Below are 18,299 nucleotides of genomic sequence, written 5' to 3' on the forward strand. Positions count from 1 at the left end.
ATCCCCCTTCTAAGCCTGTTCAGTTTGTGTTCTAAACAACAAACGTCCAGATGCCAGTGTCTGATCTGCATGACTTAATACAAAACTCACTTTATGCAGTTTTCTCGACAATTTCAGTTGCAGTACCATATAAGGTCGGATGAGATCTTGAAACTTGAGCTGTTCAAAACCATTACACCACTCAAGCTCTGCCCAGCTTTGACGGGCAAAATGCTGAATAAATCCAATCTGTCCCACACCGGGGAAAATTGGATAATCTGGAAAATGCCCTTTAAAGCATTCCAGTTCGCAAGAAAACTCTAGACGATAAAGTGCCTGATCTGGCTCATTCTGTTGCTGCAATACAATAGGCAATAACATAGGTTGAAATAAGGATTTCATGTATTGTTTATTCAGCTTAGATTGGGCATTTTGCGGTAATTGTGTCAAAAAACGCCACTGTCTTGGAATGGCGATGCTTTCCAGTTTGGCTTTCAACTGAGCTTTTATGGCTGCAACATAGTGTGCTTTATTGGTATTTTGCAGCTGTTGTCTGGCCTGCTCCGACAATACCGCAACACAGGCCAAAATCTGGCGATGTTCCCGTTCCAGAATCAGCACATGGCATTGCACCATGTCATCCAGCTCAACAATTTTCTGCTCGATGGCATCCAGACTTAAGCGTTTTTCTTCCAGTTTGACAATCCTATCCAAGCGTCCCAACAAACGGAAGGAACTTTTTAAATTGCCGGGTTCAATCACTTCAACCTTATCGCCAGTAAAAATCCAGTCTTCACTAAAAGCATGATTGGTTCTCACCTGAAGTTCCTGCTGCTCAGCTGCCTGAATATCGACATTGGCAAATGGAGTCCATAAAGCATCATCTTGCTTTCGATGCGCGATGCCACCGGTTTCCGAACTGCCAAATACTTCAGTAATGGGTGTGTTTAAATAAGGACGCACACCAGATTCCAGTTTTCCACCGGATGAATACACGGTTAAGCAGTCTTGCAACAGCACATCCCGAGTCCAGCGTTTTAACAGTGCCGGACTGGAAATCACATAATTATTTATCTTGAAAGCGGCTAATTTTCTTTGGATATCGGCTACATCTTCAGGAAAGGCCAGCTGTGTCTGATAAAAACAGCGACCGCTTGCCAGTGGCCAGAGCAACTTAAACAGCAAACCATAAATGTGCTGATGGCTCACTGTAGCAATGGCAATGGCCTTTTCAGGCAACTGAAAACTGGCATCCAGCCCCTGCACTTCATTCAGCAGTTGACGCAAGGTCCGCGGGATTTTCTTCGGCTGACCGGTTGAACCGGAAGTGTAAAAATAAATTTGTGCCTGATTTAAAAAGGCATCATCCAGATTCAGTTCAATGCTTTGATTTTGTGGCGATGATATCGGCTGACGTTGTAAGAAATAAATGTTCTGTTCAGCCAGTTCTTTTTCTAAATCACTGACCCGGTGCGGAGGTAACAGTACCTGTTTTTTGGCTAGCAGTGCCGCAAACAGCAGCACTAAAAACTGGTAACTGTCAGGCTCCCAGAGTGCCCAACTTTCCTGTGCAAGTGACTCGATTACATGGCTTTGTTGTATCACATCCTGCCAGAAATCCTGAAAGCGGATTTGGCTTAAATCAGGCTGAATGCACACAGGTTTCAGTGAATGGAGATGATTTTGAAAATGACACAACATAATATTCTGTTTTTATTCCTGAAGTTGATTTAAGCGCTGCTGTCGCTTACGCAAGATAAATTCGCCCAGTAATAATAGCCCCATCAGCACATAGGAAATAAACCCGTTATACAGCACCCAAGTCTGCATGGAAGCAAACAACACGGTCGCCAATGCAATCAGGGCATTCAGCACAAAAAAACCACACCACACTAGGGTGACTTTACGGGTCCAGATCACTCCTGCTTCGGGTAAATTTGGTTCTGCCAGACGGGCAAAACGCTCAATCATCGAAGGTGGACGAATTAAAGTCGAGGCAAAAATAATCAATGCACCCACACTCATCAAAACTGGATACAGTTTTAGCCAGGCATGATCTTTTAAAATCAGGCTCAAGCTGCCACATAAAATGGCAAATCCGGTTAAAGGCCACAATAAGGCATTGCTCTTGCTAAACAGGCGCAAGATACCCAGTACAATCAGCAAACTGCTGACCCAGATATATTGCCCATGCGCCAGACTATAACCCACTAAAAAGGGATAGAGCATTAACCCAATTGCCACTATCCCTTTGAAGATCAGTTTCATGCAGCAGACATGTTCTGAATAACAGTCACCACATCCTGCACTGTGCGGACATTTTTAAAGTCTTCAGGATTCACCTGTTTACCTGTCAGCTCTTTAATTTTCACGACAAGGTCAATTGCATCGATACTGTCCACATCCAGATCATTCGCCAAATTCGCATTCAGCTGAACATCGTCAGGGCTAATCTCGAACAGATCTTCCATCCATTCTCTTAATTTTTCAAGTACTTGGTCCTGAGTTAACATACAACCTCTTATGCCTTTTGCTGTGCTTCAACCAAAGCCACCAGACTTTGAATTGATTTAAAATGTTGCTTGGTTTCTGCCGATTCAGCATTCAAGTGAATGTTGTAACGTTTTTTTAGCGCCAAGCCAAGTTCCAAGGCATCAATGGAATCTAAACCCAAGCCTTCACCAAATAAAGGGGCTTCGGTTTCAATATCATCTATGCTGATGTCCTCAAGGGCCAGTACATCAATAATCATTTGCTTTAATTCATCAGCAAGATTGCTCATTTTTCAGATAACTCTTGGTTAAAAAACTGGTGTAATTGATGGTTCAGCTGACGCACATTTTTCGGACTGACCGTGACATCATCTAAAAGCTCATCAAGGTGAATGGCATCCAGTACTTTCACGTGAATATGAAAGGGGCGTGAAGGAATGTGATACCACTTTTCATTCTTGGTTAAGGTTGAAGGTGTACAGGTAATCAGAACCGGGCGAATCGGCACACTGGCACGAATCGCAATGTTCGCAGCACCGCGCTGAAACTCATTCAGTACCTCGCCTTTTGCTGTACGTGTCCCTTCAGGAAAAATCAGTAAGGATGCCGCCTGATCTGTCTTTAATTTTGCAACGCAGTCCTGAATAAACTGTTTAGACCCTGCATTTAAAATATAACCGGCACTTTGCACGGGACCTCTGGTAAATGGATTTGACCACAAGGCTTGTTTCACCACGCAGTTGGCCTGTTCCATCAAACCAATCAGCACCACCACATCAACCAGGGTTGGATGGTTGGCAATGACCAGTTCCTGCCTGCTGTGCTGTAATTTTTCCAGACCTTCAATCTCATAGGTCATAATTCCAAGCTTGACCATCATTTCGGTAAAACCCTTGAAACTATGCTTAATGACTTTTTGCGTGCGCTGCTGACGCAACTCCGGATTCCGGGTCGATAGATTGACCAAAGGTGCAACCAGCCCACCAATAATTACCCCACCCATGCCGAAACTGGCAAAACTAAAACCGGTTGCGCCCACACGCCAAAGGTAGTTGGCTTTTTGTTTGATTTGACCGCGTTTTAACATTTTTGCCATGCCTGAGTATGACGATGATCTTGCGTCTGATCTACGGAATGCCAAAAATTATAAAAGTTTTGCGCATCTAAATATTTATGGCGATGATGGGTTAATGCGTTTAGATCCAGTTGCAGATTTGGCGTCTCTAAACTAATGATGGCCGACATGGCAAAACCGCTGAATGGCTGAAATTCCTGATAAATTTCAGGTAAAGCTTCATCGTAATAAACCACCAACACTCGTGCATTGGGTTTTGGTGTAGTTTTTAGCCAAGCATAGGCTTCAATCAGTGCTTCACTCCATGATGCTGCCAAACTGGTGGATGGTGTCGCATCCTGACATAAAATCGAATACAGCCCGGCAATGGCATTATGCACAGAGGTCGAAAATTGCGTCGGCGATGGAGTTTGATCTTGTAGAACATCTGCCAGAATTTTCAGCGTTTTATGTTCATCACCATATTGTGATGCCCAAACAATATAATCCACCGATTCTGATTTCAGCGATTGAATCGCACTATTTAAAGCCAATTTTGCAATTCCGGATAACCGTCTGCGCTGCATGGCAGGAATCTGTTCTAAGGCAGGCACGGTCTCATCGGCACGACTGTTATACAGTTGTGATACATTTATTTGAATCATTGCCGAATTATTCCATACCCTAAAAATTGTTTAGCTCGGAAGCCATTTTATTCGCCGGATTATAGCATTTGTGATAAAAATTACACAAAAAAATATCCTTTATACTTTCAACAACATAAATGTATTTTATTAATTTATTTATACATTTAAAGTCTAACTGCTAAAGTCATTCTTGCCTGCATAAAAAAACCAGCAACATAAGTTGCTGGTTTCTATGTACTAATTTAAAGGCTTGGATTAACTACCTTGCACCAGGCGACGTGCACTAATAATTCCCGGTTGCTGCTCTAAACGCGCCAGCAAACGTGATAATTGTGCCAGACCTTTCACCTCAATTAACAACTTCATATTGGCAATACCATCCGATTCAGAAATGGTATTTACCTGACGAATATTGATTTGATCGGAAAAGATCACTTGGGTTAAGTCTTTTAACAGACCACGGCGATCATAAGCTTCCACCACAATCTGTACGCTTTGACCACGGGTGGGCTGCATTTCCCAGTCCGCTTCCACAGCACGTTCGGGTTCTTGAGAAATCATCCGGATATAATCAGGACAGGCAACTTTATGAATGCTTACACCGCGGTTCAGCGTGATATATCCACCAATTGATTCCCCATGAACCGGTTGACAACATTGCGCAATATGCAATTCCACGTTGTCCAAACCGTCAATTAAAATGCCATGTGCAGACAAGGTATGGCTGGCACGCGGATTTAATGTCGGCTTGAGCACCAATTCTGGTTCATCCTGACCGATGTGCATATGACGATTGACCTGATTGATCAAGGCATGCAGGCTGATATCGCCATTCACCAGACCAATCAGAATATCCTCACCCAATTTGACATTGAAATGATTGCAATAATCACTTAAATCAATGCTTTTGGGATGAATCGCCAAACGTGAAAGTTCCTTATTCAGAATTTCACGGCCCACTTCCAGGTTCTTACTGCGGTCTTGCTGTCTAAACCAGTGACGCAATTTGTCGCGTGCACGCGAGGTCTTGATATAACCCAGCGAGTTTACTAACCAGTCACGATTCGGCTCGCGATCTTTCTTGGTTAAGATCTCAACCTGTTCGCCGGTTTTTAACGCATAGGTTAAAGGCACATAGCGCTGGTTGACCCGCGCTGCATAACACTTGTTCCCCACTTCAGTATGCACATGATAGGCAAAGTCTAAAACAGTTGAGCCACGCGGTAATTCTTTAATATCCCCATCACGGCTAAACACATAGATCTTTTCAAATCCTTCGAAATCCTGAACTTGTTCAAAACTCTCGGAATCATCCTCTGATTTATGCGCGCTGGCATCATTACGTTCTTGATAATGTTCAAGTACTGCACGCAATGAATGTAAACGATGGTTAAAAGAATGATCGGTATTTTTTGCGCCTTCTTTATAATTGAAGTGCGAACATACCCCAAGCTCTGCTTCATTATGCATATCCTTGGTCCGGATTTGCACTTCCAGCGACTTGTTCTCCGCAATCACTGCAGTATGCAATGAACGGTAACCATTGGCTTTGGGGTTGGTAATGTAATCATCAAACTGATGCGGAATATGGCGCCAGATCTGATGCACAATTCCCAGTGAGTGATAACATTCAGGGACGTTCTTGACCAATACCCGAACTGCTCGAATGTCATAAAGCTGATCGAAACTGAGGCTTTTACTTTTCATTTTTCGATAAATCGAATAAATGTGTTTCACCCGTCCGGTAATATCCGCTTCGATATTGTAGCTTGCCAGTTCATTCTTCAGCTTATCAATGACAAACTGAATATATTGCTCGCGCTCTAAACGTTTTTCGTTCAGCAAGGATGCAATTTCTTTATAGCGTTCCGGGGCCAAATAGCGAAATGCTAAATCTTCAAGTTCCCACTTCAGCTGGGCAATCCCCAAACGGTGCGCCAAAGGTGAGTAAATGGTCAAAATTTCTCGTGCAACCCGTTCCTGACGCTCGCGTGATGCCTGGGTCAATTCCCGCAAGGCATAAGTACGCTCGGCCAGCTTGATCAAGACCACACGCACATCTTCGGTCACGGAAATCAGCATTTTATAAATGCCGCTTAAATGTTCTCTTTGATTGTTATTAAAATGGTCTTCCAGACGTTTGTTCTTTTCAATCAGTTCAGAAAGCTTACCCATCGCCAAGGTCCCTTGGACCAGACTATGCACTTGCTCGCCAAAATGTTCATGAACTTCTTCAAGCGTCATGACGCCTTCACGCACACTTCGGTACAGCATTGCAGCGGACAAAGTATCTTCATCCACATGTAAGTGCGCCAAAATATCCGCCATCTCAATACCGGTATAGAAGGTATTGGAGCGATGATTAACCGTGGTTTGCAACTCTTTATGTAAAGTTAGATGAGCAACTTCTTCGAGTTGTTTAAGCGCTGCGTCATCTAATATGCCACGAACCCGATCTAGCCATTCCGCCAAATCGTGTCGAGCTTGTTCGGCATGCTCTACAGTCGCTTCCTCAGACAGCTCATTGAGACGTCCAGGAAGTTGTTCACGTACTGTGACCATACCCTTCTCCTACCTCTTTACTTATCATATTCTAAATCGTTTATTTCTTTGTCTTTTTCGAATAAGGCAATAGATTCGACATGTCCCGTATGGGTAAACATATCCATCACCCCCGCCTTTTTTAATCGATAGCCATGTTTCACCAACACACCGGCATCGCGTGCCAATGTTGCAGGGTTACATGACACATAAACGATTCTTTTTGCACCAAATTTGGGTACATAATGCATTACCTCCTCTGCACCGGAGCGCGGAGGGTCAATCAATAATGCATCAAATCCCTGTTTTGCCCAAGAATGATGCGAAAAATCTTTTGTTAAATCTTGTGAATAAAAATGTACGTGACTCATCGCGTTGTTTTTAGCATTTTCTGTGCCACGCTGAACCATTTCTTCACTTCCTTCAACAGCCACCACCTGTCCTGTTTCACCAACACAACGAGCCAACGGTAAAGTAAAGTTGCCTAAACCACAGAATAGGTCGAGTACGCGTTCGCCCTGCTGCAATTGAAGCAAATCACATGCCAGCTTCAGCATTTGCGGATTAATCGTAGAGTTTACCTGAGTAAAATCAAGCGGATTAAAGCCGAATTTCACATCAAATTCATCTACAGCATAATGCAAACGCATCGCCGCGTTCGGATCATCCACACGGTGTAGACTGTCGCTGCCTGCAGGCTGCAAATACAATTGCCACTGTTTGTTTAACGTAAACTGTTTTAATTGGTTGACATCATCTGCTGATAATTTTTCAGTATGACGAACCACCAGTGCAATATCTGCATCGCCCATGGCCAATTCTACATGACCAATGGCTGCTTTGGCTTTTAGACTTTCGAGTAACTGTTTCAGCGCAGTGATCGATCCAAATTCACGATCCAGCACCATGCAGCGGTCAATGGAAATCAGCTTGTTACTTTGGCGTTCACGGAAACCCACCACCAGTTTGTCTTTCGCCGGAATATAGCGTACACCAATCCGGGCTTTACGACGGTAGTCTTCACGTTGCGAGCGTAATGGTTCTAGCCATTGTTCAGGCTGGATTCCGGCAAAATGTTCTAAATGCGACTTTAAAACCTCTTGTTTTAAGCGAATTTGCTCATCTTGCTGAATGTGCTGCATATTACAGCCGCCGCACACGGTAAAATGGGGACATTTCGGTTCAACACGGGTTGCAGCAGGTGCGCTTAACAGCTCAATACTGTCCGCTTCTTCCAAACGTTTTACCACATTGGTAATTTGTGCTTTTACAGTCTCACCAGGCAAGGCATAACTGATAAATACTTTTTTGCCTTGCTTGTCACTTGGGTGATCAGGATGTGTTCCATAGTGCGCTATCCCGCGTCCTTCGTGTGAAAGTGCCTCAACCTGAAAAGTGTAAATCGGCTGTTGAGCTGGACGTGGCTTGGTTCTATGTTTCATGAATACCTAGAGTGTGGGAGAGATAAAATCTGCAGCTGTAAATTCAGTACGCTGTGAGGTTTCACGCCATACTGCCAGAAAATCTGCATGTTGAGGTTGAGTCGATAAAAACTGGATGGTGCACTGAACTGCATCACGATAATCATTGAGTAAAAGCTGACCTTTTAACAATGACCAGCGCAGGTAAATCAGCCAGGTATTGATGACATCGCCTTCGCAATAACTGGTGAGTTTTTGCCATTCTTGCTGACGTACATATTCAGGCACATGATAGGCGCCATCACCACGCTTGCCCGGATAACCGAGTAAATGGGCGACATCATCCAGCTTCTGAAATTGGCGGCCATTGAACATCGCGATCACATCCATCAAATCGACATGACGATGGTGATAACGATTCTGGTAGTTATTATAACGCTTTTGCTGATCAATTTCGCCCTGGTCGAATAGACTGGGTGCAGATAAACCATGATACATGGCCCGGAATAGAATCACAGGCAAATCAAATTGCGAGCCATTCCAGCTCACCAAAGTCGGATGACGCTTGTCAAAAATCGAGAGAAATTTCTTTAAAATTTCCGCTTCAGTGTTCTGCTCCCGGCTAAACGAGAACATTTTCATGCCGCCTTGCTCATCGAACCATAAACCGGAAATACAGACAATTTCATGCAAGGCCAGACGCTGAAAGTCCATGCCGGATTCTTGGCGACGCAATTTAATCAACGCCTGTTCCAGATCTGCTTCCGGCAAATCCAGACCATACAAATGCGCTCCCGATTTTAAATCGGTCAAGGTTTCTATATCGAAAATTAAAACAGGTAAGCGCATCTTGACTCACAAAAATTGAGATTTATTCAGGATCTTTTACAGAGAATAAACCGGTAGAAAGATAACGGTCACCACGGTCACAGATGATACATACAATCACCGCACCCGGGTTTTCTTGGGCCAATTGAACTGAAGCCCAAACCGCACCGCCTGATGAAGTGCCGGCACTGATGCCTTCTTTGCGCGCCAGTTGACGTGCCATTTTTTCCGCTTCAATTTGCGGAATATCCATAATGCGGTCAACCCGCTTCGGGTCAAAAATGGTGGGAAGATATTCTTGTGGCCAACGGCGAATACCGGCAATATTTGAACCTTCAGCAGGTTGTAAACCCACAATTTGAATATCCGGATTTTGTTCTTTCAGGTATTTGGAAATCCCCATAATTGTGCCGGTCGTTCCCATGGAACTGACGAAATGGGTAATTTTACCGCCGGTTTGCTGCCAGATTTCAGGACCGGTGGTCAGGTAATGTGCTTCAACATTGTCTGGATTACCAAACTGGTTGAGAACCAGGCCTTGACCGTCTTTTTGCATTTGCTGCGCCATATCGCGCGCTTCTTCCATGCTTGAAGATTCAATCAGTTCAGCCCCGTAAGCACGCATCGCATCTTTACGTTCCTGACTTGAACCAGCAGGCATAATGAGTTTCATTTTGTAGCCACGCATCGCGGCAACCATGGCCAAGGCAATCCCTGTATTTCCGCTTGTCGCTTCAATTAACGTATCGCCTGGTTTGATTTGACCACGTTTTTCAGCTTGCATAATCATGTTATACGCTGGACGGTCTTTTACCGAACCTGCAGGATTATTTCCTTCAAGTTTAGCCAATACTGTTGCTTGAGTGTGACTTGCTAGACGTTGCAAACGCACCAGAGGCGTTTTGCCTACGTAGTGGTCTAACAAAAATTCGTCTGCTTGAAAATCAGGGGTGGTATTACTCATTATTTGCACCTAGATCGAGGTGTGCCTATTGTATGAAAAAATGCTCCCCGCTGCACCCATTTAGCAGGCTTTTTATTGAAAGTGTTTAAAGCGCAGTCAGTTTTAAATAAAGCATGCTAATATTCCGTGCATAGAAAATAAACTGCTTTAATCATGTCAAATATCAATAAAAAGTTATTTAAACGTCTACACTTAAATCATGCATATGGACAACTCATTGCTCTGATTTTTGTGCCGATTATGATTTTGGCATGTGTTGGGGCATTGCTGGTTCTATCCGAAACCTCCAATGCATCACGTGCGCAACAACGTCAAATGGCAATTGCCATTGTGACCCGTTATCAGCTCACATCAGAAGCAGCAATCGACTTATTAAGCAGTTATCCATGGCAGTATGATCAGGCACGTAATGCCATGCAGGTCATGCTGAATGAAAAATATTTAATTCGTGCCGCCATTATTGATCAAAAAGGTAGAAACCGTTTAAGTATTGGCTTTCAGGATCAGGAACCTTGGCCAAAGATTGACTCTAAAGCCTCTTTTGTCGGCCCTATTCCATATAATAACAACAATATTTATGCGCTAAAGATTAATGACCATACTGGCACGCCTGCACGACTGGTCATTGAACTGGATAACCAGCCGCTTGAAATTGCCCGTTATCGGGTCATGGTCGTGCTGATTGCAACGGGATTGCTGACCTTATTGCTGCTTTTATTATGCCTGAATTTCTATTCGCGTCGCTGGATTGCACCGATGTACGAAATCCGCATGCAATTACAACGCCTGAATGCCGATACCCTTGACCAGCACATGGTGATTAACAGTACCGGTGAATTGCGTTTGCTGCAGCGCGATATTGCCAATGTAGTCAAACGCTTGCACTTCAGCTTTTTAGAACTCAAAGAACATACCGAACAGACTGAAGACGATTTACGCCGTACCTTAGATACCTTAGAAGTTCAGAACATTACCTACCGTCAGGCACGTGACCAGGCGATTTCCGCCAACCAGTCCAAGTCGGTGTTCCTGGCCAATATCAGTCATGAATTGCGGACTCCGCTGAACAGTATTGATGGTTTTATTCACTTATTGCTGCGTCAAGGCAACCTGAGCAACGAGCAAAATTTATATTTGCAAACCATTCGCAAATCATCGGCGCATCTTTTGGCCCTGATTAACGATGTACTGGATTTCTCGAAAATTGATGCCGGCAAACTGGAACTGGAAACCGCACCCTTTGACCTGGAAGAAGCCATTTTTGATGTGATGGACATGCTCTCGCCTCTGGCGGCACAAAAGCATATCGATATGGCTTTTTATTATGCCGACAACGTCCCGACACAAGTCATTGGCGATGCGCTACGCTTTAAGCAGATTCTGACCAACCTGATTTCCAACGCGATTAAATTCACTCCAGACGGTGAAATTATTGTCCGTGCCCGTATGGAGCATGATGATATTGGGCAATGCCTGTTGCACTTTAGCGTGCAGGATAGCGGGATTGGCTTAAGTGGCACAGACCGCAAAAAACTTTTTGAATCTTTCTCGCAAGGTGATGCTTCGGTGACCCGTCAATTTGGTGGTACAGGACTCGGCCTGGCCATTTCCAAACAGCTGGTGCATTTGATGCAAGGGCAAATTGGCTTTGAAGACAACCAGGAACGTGCACCGACTGAAAAAGGTTCCACCTTCTGGTTTAGCGCCATGTTTGCTGTAAATGACGAGATTGAAATTGTTCATCCTCACTTCGACAACATGCAGGTGGTGTCTTATTTAGCCCATCCTGCAACGGCCAATATTCTGCGTCATTATCTGGAAAATTATGATGTGCATCATGTCGAAACCAGCTCGATTCTGGATTTATTCAGTCAGCTGAATCAGTTCTCGGAAAGTGATGAAAATACCTGGCTGATCGTGGACCATAGTGGCGATGGCGAAGCTTTGCTGAAAGAAATTCGTAACCGTTATCATGGCAATATTGCAGTTTATGGTTATCAGATGGCGCTCGATCCGAACATGCTGAATGAATATCGCGCGCGTCCGCTGTATCAACCCTTGAGCCGTAGTGCCTTAATCCAGCTTTTAAGCAATCAACCGGTTTTCGAGCAGGATATGCATGAAGAATTTAATGGCCAAGGTCTGCATGTCCTTGCTGTGGATGATCATTTACCCAATCTGATTGTTCTAGAAGCACTCTTGGGTGAACTGAATGTCAAGACCACCAAGGCTTTAAGCGGTCAACAAGCGCTGGAAATCATACAGAACCGGATTGAACAAGAGTTGCCTGCATTTGATGTCATCTTTATGGATATTCAGATGCCGGTGATGTCAGGAGTCGATACCACTCGTGCCATCCGTTCTCTAGAATCGACTTTAGAGAACCATAAACGCTTGCCGATTATTGCCCTGACAGCGCATGCACTGGCAGATGAGAAACAAAAGCTGTTGCAGGTTGGTATGGATGATTACGTCACCAAACCGATTCAAATGGATCAGATCACTCAAATTTTGACCCATTTGACCTCAGAAACGTTCAATAAGGCCAAAAGTGTCGATAAAGCCATCCTGATTGAAGCACTTGATCCGAATATTTTAGATTGGCAACAAAGCTTGCAGCTGGCAGCCAATAAAGAAGATCTGGCGATCGATCTGCTTAAAATGCTGGTCGACAGTTTCGCAACAGAATTAAGCGAGATGCAGCAGTTGATTGAAATGGAAGATTTCCCGCAACTGGAACATGTGCTGCACCGTTTATATGGTGCAACCCGCTATGTCGGTGCGCCTACACTACAACAAGCCACCGGTGGATTTGAGCAATTTGTTTCTTCTTTACGTAAAGAGCGTCGTAAAGCCGACGAAGCTTTTATTCAGGAAACACTAAACCGTTTTGATGAATTGCAGTCGGTCATCCAACAAGTTGAACAGGCATCGCAGCAGATTTTAAACAAACAAAATATTTAAACGGTCTTATTCGATTTTTGGAAGTCACGTCTATCTTTAGATGTGACTCTACTGTCATGCATCGTGGCATGTATCAAAGAAATGCCCGTGTTATGCTCAAAACAATAGAAAAAAATTACAGGTCTATACAACATGGCATTACTTCGCATCGAAAAAAATAATGGCATCGTAACCGTTTCTTTAAACCGCCCAGAAAAACGCAATGCAATGAGTTTTGCCTTGCTACGCGAACTGGTGAATGCAGCCAATAACATCAAAAAAGACCGTTCGATTCGTTGTGTCATTTTAACTGGCGAAGCGCATGTGTTTAGCGCCGGGATTGACCTTGCCGATTTAAATGCACCGAAAAACACGGCTTATGCGGCTTGGGAACTGATTAAACCGGGGCAAAGTCTATTCCAAAAAGCTTTTTTAATTTGGCAGGAACTGCCTGTTCCTGTGATTGCTGCGATTGAAGGATATTGCCTGGGTGCCGGGATGCAATTGGCACTGGCTGCGGATATTCGTATTGCACATCCGAAGACCAAGATGTCGATTATGGAAAGCCGCTGGGGACTGGTTCCAGACATGGGACTGACCCGATCCATTAAAGGCATTATTAATGTCGATCTGGCCAAAGAGCTGACCTTGACTGGACGTATTTTTGATGCCAATTATGCCAAGGACATTGGTTTGGTAACACATCTGGATGAATCGCCCATCAGCAAAGCCCAAGCCCTTGCAGAAGAAATGTTGCAACGCTCTCCTGATGCACTCACCGCCGCCAAACGCGTACTTGATGCCATGGAACATGAGCCGAAAAAATCTTTACGTCTTGAGAAAATTTGGCAACTAAAATTACTGTTGGGTAAAAACAGTAAATTGGCGCGTAAAAAAGACAAGAACCCGGAAGTTCAGTTTTTACCGCGCCAATATAAGTAAAATATCCCGATAACAGGATTGTGCAGAGAAAAACACATGAGTTTTGATCGTAATACAAAAATTGCATTTTTAGGCATGGGACTGATGGGCAGCCGAATGGCCACCCGACTCATTCAAGCCGGTTTTGAAGTGGCCGTTTGGAACAGAACAGCATCGGCTTGTGATGTGCTGGTTGATATGGGTGCCACTGCCTTAGACTTGCAAGAGATTGGACAATATCCTGTTATTTTGACCTGTCTGGCGGATGATACTGCAGTGCAAGCGGTCTATGATCAGATTCAGAACCACTTACAAACTGGACAAGTGATTGTGGATTTCTCCAGTCTGTCTGTGGATAAAACCAAGACTTTGGCCAAGCAGGCTCAAACTCGCCAGGTACAGTGGATTGACTCTCCTGTTTCGGGTGGAACGGCAGGTGCTGAACAAGGAACCCTGGTCATTTTTGCCGGTGGTGACCTGCAAACCATTCAAAATTTATCGCTGATTTATAATGTGCTTTCCCAACGTGTCACTCGCATGGGCGAAACAGGAACTGGACAAGCAACCAAAATTTGCAATCAGCTGATTGTAGCCGCCAACAGTACTTTAATAGCCGAAGCTGTGGCTTTAGCGGCGCAGGCAGGCGTTGACACAACATTACTTGCCCCTGCACTTGCCGGTGGTTTTGCTGACTCGAAACCTTTTCAGATTTTAACCCCGCGTATGGCAACCCATACTTTTGAACCGGTGCAATGGAAAGTTCAAACCCTGTCCAAAGACTTAAATAATGCAGTTCTGCTTGCCGAACAATTCAATTTAAATATCCCTGTAGCAAAACAGGCATTATCACAATTGAAAACTCACCAAAATAAAGGCTATGCTGAAGCTGATCTTGCTACTGTAATTCAACTTGTTGAATCTTAAGCATCTCATTTTCTAACGAGCACGGAGTAAGGCATGATTAAGCTGGCTGTAAATTTATCGATGATTTTTACTGAAGTACCTTTGATTGAGCGCTTTGCTCTGGCTCATGCACAAGGTTTTCAGCATGTGGAAATTCAGTTTCCCTATGAACTCAGCATTGAACAAATTCAAACCCAGCTGACCATCCATGACTTAAGCCTTTGCCTGATCAATGTGCCTGCGGGTGATTTGATGCAAGGTGGCAATGGTCTTGCTGGCGTACCGGGAATGGAACTTGAGTTTCATCGCGGTTTAGAACAAGCCATTCAATATGCCACCGCATTAAATGTGCCGAGCGTGAACATTTTAGCGGGCAAGCAGCCGCTTGATGCAGACCTCTTGCCTTGCTTAAATACTTTGGCGAAAAATTTAAAACTTGCCTGCTCTATGCTGAGTGAACATCAGATTCAACCGGTATTTGAAATGATTAATGGCACAGATATGCCGCGCTTTCTGGTTCAGAACATTGCACAGGCGCAAGAAATGCTTGAAGCGGTGCAAAACCCTACCCTGAAAATGCAATATGACTGCTATCACATGGCGATGATGGGGGAAGAGGTATTTGAGGCGTTAAAAGAAAATATTCACGATATTGGTCATATTCAATTTGCCGACTGCCCGGGACGTCATGAACCCGATACGGCGCAAATTAACTTTGCAGAAATATTTCAATGGCTTAACCAGAGTACCTATACGGGCTATACAGCTGCAGAATATCGCCCTCAATCGCATTCAAACCATTCTTTTGCATGGAAAGATAAATATTTTGTAAAACATCCGCAAAGTTAAATTATGAACAGAATTGAAATTCGGCACTAAAACCGCTATATTACACGATGAGTTATTGTCCGGAAATAAAACCCTTTATGAATTTAGAACCATCGCCCAGCGCTTCTAATTCTCTCGATTACACAATGAATTCTCAAGCTAAAGATGTACAAGCTTGCTTAAAAGTTGTACATGAAGCCCTATTAGATGTAAAAGCAAAAGATATTCTTGAACTTGATGTCAGCGCGATTAGCAATGTAGCAGACTATATGGTCATTGCTAGCGGTACATCAACCCGTCACATTAAAGCCCTCGCAGATAATGTTGCTGAAGAAGCACGTAAAGCGGGTTTCCGCCCGATCGGCGTTGAAGGTGAACGTGATGCGGAATGGATCTTAATCGATCTCGGTTTTGTGGTTGTCCACGTTATGCTTCCAACTGCGCGTAAATTTTACGACCTTGAAAGCTTATGGCGTGCTACTCCAGAATCTGCTTAAAGCAAAAAAAAGCGACCATAAGGTCGCTTTTTTCATCTTGGCGGTTTTGTTTTTAAGATGCTGCCATTTCGCATGACTGAAGCTTTACACTTTTTATAATCAATAATTAAATCTAACAATATTTATAAGCATTGATGTAAATCCACACCCGGATATTTTGCTTTAACACTTGTTTTCACTCTTGCATAGACCCGATCTGCTTTCATAAATCCAACCAATACTGCCCTGCTCTACAGTTGTGAAAAATGACTGTAATGGTCTGAGTTCCATTGACTGATTCATCCATGTTATGAATGGGCGAGAACTTAAAACTTGAACAAAAATAGCTTCAGCAAGTCTGAAAATAGAAGTCTCCATTTAAAATAAGCGGGATCATTAAGGAAACTCTGCTGCAATAAAAAAACCACCCGAAGGTGGTTTTTATTTTAATCCTCTTGCGCAACAGTATTGCTCACCTCCTTTTTAAAGGAGGACTTAGGGGATTTATGGATAAAGCTTAGTGACCGCCGCCGTTAATCGCTTTAGTCATATCTTCTACGACTTTCTTGGCATCACCGAAGATCATCATGGTCTTCTCGTTATAGAACAAGTCATTGTCCAGACCTGCATAACCTGTTGCCATAGAACGCTTGATCACCATAATGGTACGTGCTTTATGCGCTTCCAAAATTGGCATACCGTAAATTGGCGAAGTTGGATCATCTTTTGCCGCAGGGTTAACCACGTCATTTGCACCAATCACCAGAACCACGTCAGTTGCAGGGAAATCTGTGTTGATTTCATCCATTTCCAGGATGTCTTCATAGGCCACGTCCGCTTCTGCAAGCAGTACGTTCATGTGACCCGGCATACGGCCTGCCACTGGGTGAATCGCAAAACGTACTTTTACGCCTTGTTCTTTCAAAATTTCGCACAGTTCTTTTACTGCATTTTGTGCACGACCTTGCGCCATACCATAACCCGGTACAATCACAACACTGTCTGCATTTGACATCAGGAAGCCGGCATCATCTGCTGAACCTGAACGGTGATTACGTTGAACTTTTTCACCATTATCTGCTGCTGCAACTGCTGTACCGCCCATTGCACCACCAAACAATACGTTGATGATCGAACGGTTCATCGCTTTACACATGATGTAAGACAGAATCGCACCTGATGAACCCACCAGCGAACCTGCAACGATCAGCATATTATTTTCAAGCGTGAAACCAATACCTGCTGCTGCCCAACCCGAGAACGAGTTCAAAAGTGATACCACTACTGGCATATCACCGCCACCGACAGGTGCAATCCATACCCAGCCAAATGCGAGCGCAAGACCCGTCATTGCCCAGAATGCCGTCATATCACCCGTTAAGAAGAACTGAACACCAAAACCGAGCATGGCAAGGAAAATGATCGCTTGTACCGGTTTAACCCAGCTACCCGAAATCGTTTTTGCCCATTTTTTCGCAGCCAACTTGCCATAGGCAAATACAGAGGCTGTAAAGGTAATTGCACCCACAAAACAGCCCACAAACAATTCAAATAAATGAACCTTGCTCATGTGTGCATGCTGAACACCAGCCGCTTCTAAAGCAGTCTGATTTTGACTAAACAATGCCGTCAGCTGGTTATTATGTAGAATTGCAGCAATCGCAATTAAAACTGCAGCCAAACCGACCAATGAGTGCATCAATGCCACAGTTTCAGGCATTTGCGTCATCGGAACAGTACGTGCACGTGCAATACCGACTACCCCACCCAGTACCATTGCGCCGATAATCATCCAGACCACAGGATGCTCAGCCACAAAGAAAGTCGTGATCACGGCAATCGCCATCGCGATCATGCCGTAACGGTTACCCTGAATTGCCGTCTTAGGACCAGACAAGCCACGAAGCGTTAAGATAAAAAGAACGGCGCCTACCAAGTAGAACCAATCCGCATAGTCTCGAATAAATTCCATTTATGAACCCTCTTTTTTCTTTTGCTTCGGCTTAAACATTTCAAGCATACGTGCAGTTACTGCAAAGCCACCGAAAATGTTGATACTTGCCAAGAACACAGCGATCGCACCTAAAATGCTCACAATGTTAACGCTTTGGAAAGCCACGTTGGCGTCGACGCCAATCACAGGCAAGCCCACAGTTTGAATCATTGCACCGACCACAATAATGGAAGACAGTGCATTGGTCACAGCCATCAGTGGCGTGTGTAAAGCGGGTGTTACGCCCCAAACCACGTAGTAACCTACGAAGATGGCAAGGACGAAAATTGTAATCGTTTCAACCATGAT

Annotated in this window: 16 protein-coding genes and 1 pseudogene; 5 read left to right on the plus strand and 12 right to left on the minus strand. The window is 44.1% G+C overall.

The genetic code is table 11. The features are described 5' to 3' along the window. Positions 1–9: 9 nt before the first annotated feature. The 10 genes and pseudogenes from ACU0NF_RS07335 to cysM all read right to left on the minus strand — a co-directional run bounded on the left by ACU0NF_RS07335 (position 10) and on the right by cysM (position 9,926). Positions 10–1,680, minus strand: coding sequence for an AMP-binding protein (locus ACU0NF_RS07335; protein WP_445660651.1), 1,671 nt, complete (start codon positions 1,678–1,680; stop codon positions 10–12). Between the two features lie 12 nt (positions 1,681–1,692). Next, the gene (locus ACU0NF_RS07340; RefSeq protein ID WP_445660652.1) at positions 1,693–2,247 is read right to left on the minus strand and encodes a septation protein IspZ; all 555 of its coding nucleotides are present in this window, start codon (positions 2,245–2,247) and stop codon (positions 1,693–1,695) included. Further along, positions 2,244–2,492: an acyl carrier protein gene (locus ACU0NF_RS07345; protein WP_445660653.1), complete on the minus strand. Its 249-nt coding sequence runs from the start codon at positions 2,490–2,492 to the stop codon at positions 2,244–2,246. The genes ACU0NF_RS07340 and ACU0NF_RS07345 overlap by 4 nt, the downstream gene beginning before the upstream one ends. Before the next feature lie 8 nt (positions 2,493–2,500). After that, positions 2,501–2,761, minus strand: a complete 261-nt coding sequence (locus ACU0NF_RS07350) for a phosphopantetheine-binding protein (RefSeq protein WP_445660654.1) — start codon at positions 2,759–2,761, stop codon at positions 2,501–2,503. Further along, positions 2,745–3,558, minus strand: a pseudogene (locus ACU0NF_RS07355) (lysophospholipid acyltransferase family protein). The gene ACU0NF_RS07350 and the pseudogene ACU0NF_RS07355 overlap by 17 nt, the downstream one beginning before the upstream one ends. After that, complete coding sequence (locus tag ACU0NF_RS07360; protein ID WP_445660655.1) at positions 3,552–4,190, minus strand: beta-ketoacyl synthase chain length factor; 639 nt, start codon at positions 4,188–4,190, stop codon at positions 3,552–3,554. Before ACU0NF_RS07360 ends, ACU0NF_RS07355 begins: the two are co-directional and overlap by 7 nt. A 237-nt stretch (positions 4,191–4,427) precedes the next feature. Then, positions 4,428–6,734, minus strand: a complete 2,307-nt coding sequence (locus ACU0NF_RS07365; protein ID WP_131383251.1) for a RelA/SpoT family protein — start codon at positions 6,732–6,734, stop codon at positions 4,428–4,430. 17 nt (positions 6,735–6,751) lie between these two features. Then, positions 6,752–8,155, minus strand: a complete 1,404-nt coding sequence (gene rlmD, locus ACU0NF_RS07370) for a 23S rRNA (uracil(1939)-C(5))-methyltransferase RlmD (protein ID WP_445660656.1) — start codon at positions 8,153–8,155, stop codon at positions 6,752–6,754. A 6-nt stretch (positions 8,156–8,161) separates the two neighbouring features. After that, complete coding sequence (locus ACU0NF_RS07375) at positions 8,162–8,983, minus strand: 3'-5' exonuclease (protein ID WP_171538934.1); 822 nt, start codon at positions 8,981–8,983, stop codon at positions 8,162–8,164. A 22-nt stretch (positions 8,984–9,005) separates the two neighbouring features. Then, positions 9,006–9,926 carry a cysteine synthase CysM gene (gene cysM / locus ACU0NF_RS07380; RefSeq protein WP_131317087.1) on the minus strand — a complete coding sequence of 307 codons (921 nt, stop codon included), beginning with the start codon at positions 9,924–9,926 and terminating at the stop codon, positions 9,006–9,008. 153 nt (positions 9,927–10,079) lie between these two features. Between cysM and ACU0NF_RS07385 the strand changes: the two genes are divergently transcribed. The 5 genes from ACU0NF_RS07385 to rsfS all read left to right on the plus strand — a co-directional run bounded on the left by ACU0NF_RS07385 (position 10,080) and on the right by rsfS (position 16,018). Then, positions 10,080–12,890, plus strand: coding sequence for a GacS-like sensor histidine kinase (locus ACU0NF_RS07385; protein ID WP_445660657.1), 2,811 nt, complete (start codon positions 10,080–10,082; stop codon positions 12,888–12,890). 132 nt (positions 12,891–13,022) lie between these two features. Next, positions 13,023–13,811, plus strand: a complete 789-nt coding sequence (locus tag ACU0NF_RS07390) for a crotonase/enoyl-CoA hydratase family protein (protein ID WP_445660658.1) — start codon at positions 13,023–13,025, stop codon at positions 13,809–13,811. Positions 13,812–13,847: 36 nt separating this feature from the next. Further along, entirely contained in the window at positions 13,848–14,714 is an 867-nt protein-coding gene (locus ACU0NF_RS07395) for an NAD(P)-dependent oxidoreductase (protein ID WP_445660659.1), read from the plus strand. 33 nt (positions 14,715–14,747) lie between these two features. Then, positions 14,748–15,542 (plus strand): hydroxypyruvate isomerase family protein, encoded by a 795-nt coding sequence (locus ACU0NF_RS07400; protein WP_370983141.1) that lies wholly within the window; start codon positions 14,748–14,750, stop codon positions 15,540–15,542. Between the two features lie 77 nt (positions 15,543–15,619). Continuing rightward, positions 15,620–16,018, plus strand: coding sequence for a ribosome silencing factor (gene rsfS / locus ACU0NF_RS07405; protein WP_131317097.1), 399 nt, complete (start codon positions 15,620–15,622; stop codon positions 16,016–16,018). Between the two features lie 496 nt (positions 16,019–16,514). Here the strand turns inward: rsfS and ACU0NF_RS07410 are convergent, their stop codons facing one another. Then, positions 16,515–17,969 carry an NAD(P)(+) transhydrogenase (Re/Si-specific) subunit beta gene (locus ACU0NF_RS07410; RefSeq protein ID WP_445660660.1) on the minus strand — a complete coding sequence of 485 codons (1,455 nt, stop codon included), beginning with the start codon at positions 17,967–17,969 and terminating at the stop codon, positions 16,515–16,517. Then, the gene (locus ACU0NF_RS07415) at positions 17,970–18,296 is read right to left on the minus strand and encodes a proton-translocating transhydrogenase family protein (RefSeq protein WP_131216758.1); all 327 of its coding nucleotides are present in this window, start codon (positions 18,294–18,296) and stop codon (positions 17,970–17,972) included. It lies immediately after the preceding gene. Positions 18,297–18,299: the final 3 nt, after the last annotated feature.

This window comes from Acinetobacter sp. F16 (assembly GCF_052712855.1).

Coding starts and splice junctions, on each gene's coding strand:
- ACU0NF_RS07335 (WP_445660651.1), bottom strand. CDS start 1,680: ATGTTGTGTCATTTTCAAAATCATCTCCATTCACTGAAACCTGTGTGC.
- ACU0NF_RS07340 (WP_445660652.1), bottom strand. CDS start 2,247: ATGAAACTGATCTTCAAAGGGATAGTGGCAATTGGGTTAATGCTCTAT.
- ACU0NF_RS07345 (WP_445660653.1), bottom strand. CDS start 2,492: ATGTTAACTCAGGACCAAGTACTTGAAAAATTAAGAGAATGGATGGAA.
- ACU0NF_RS07350 (WP_445660654.1), bottom strand. CDS start 2,761: ATGAGCAATCTTGCTGATGAATTAAAGCAAATGATTATTGATGTACTG.
- ACU0NF_RS07360 (WP_445660655.1), bottom strand. CDS start 4,190: ATGATTCAAATAAATGTATCACAACTGTATAACAGTCGTGCCGATGAG.
- ACU0NF_RS07365 (WP_131383251.1), bottom strand. CDS start 6,734: ATGGTCACAGTACGTGAACAACTTCCTGGACGTCTCAATGAGCTGTCT.
- rlmD (WP_445660656.1), bottom strand. CDS start 8,155: ATGAAACATAGAACCAAGCCACGTCCAGCTCAACAGCCGATTTACACT.
- ACU0NF_RS07375 (WP_171538934.1), bottom strand. CDS start 8,983: ATGCGCTTACCTGTTTTAATTTTCGATATAGAAACCTTGACCGATTTA.
- cysM (WP_131317087.1), bottom strand. CDS start 9,926: ATGAGTAATACCACCCCTGATTTTCAAGCAGACGAATTTTTGTTAGAC.
- ACU0NF_RS07385 (WP_445660657.1), top strand. CDS start 10,080: ATGTCAAATATCAATAAAAAGTTATTTAAACGTCTACACTTAAATCAT.
- ACU0NF_RS07390 (WP_445660658.1), top strand. CDS start 13,023: ATGGCATTACTTCGCATCGAAAAAAATAATGGCATCGTAACCGTTTCT.
- ACU0NF_RS07395 (WP_445660659.1), top strand. CDS start 13,848: ATGAGTTTTGATCGTAATACAAAAATTGCATTTTTAGGCATGGGACTG.
- ACU0NF_RS07400 (WP_370983141.1), top strand. CDS start 14,748: ATGATTAAGCTGGCTGTAAATTTATCGATGATTTTTACTGAAGTACCT.
- rsfS (WP_131317097.1), top strand. CDS start 15,620: ATGAATTTAGAACCATCGCCCAGCGCTTCTAATTCTCTCGATTACACA.
- ACU0NF_RS07410 (WP_445660660.1), bottom strand. CDS start 17,969: ATGGAATTTATTCGAGACTATGCGGATTGGTTCTACTTGGTAGGCGCC.
- ACU0NF_RS07415 (WP_131216758.1), bottom strand. CDS start 18,296: ATGGTTGAAACGATTACAATTTTCGTCCTTGCCATCTTCGTAGGTTAC.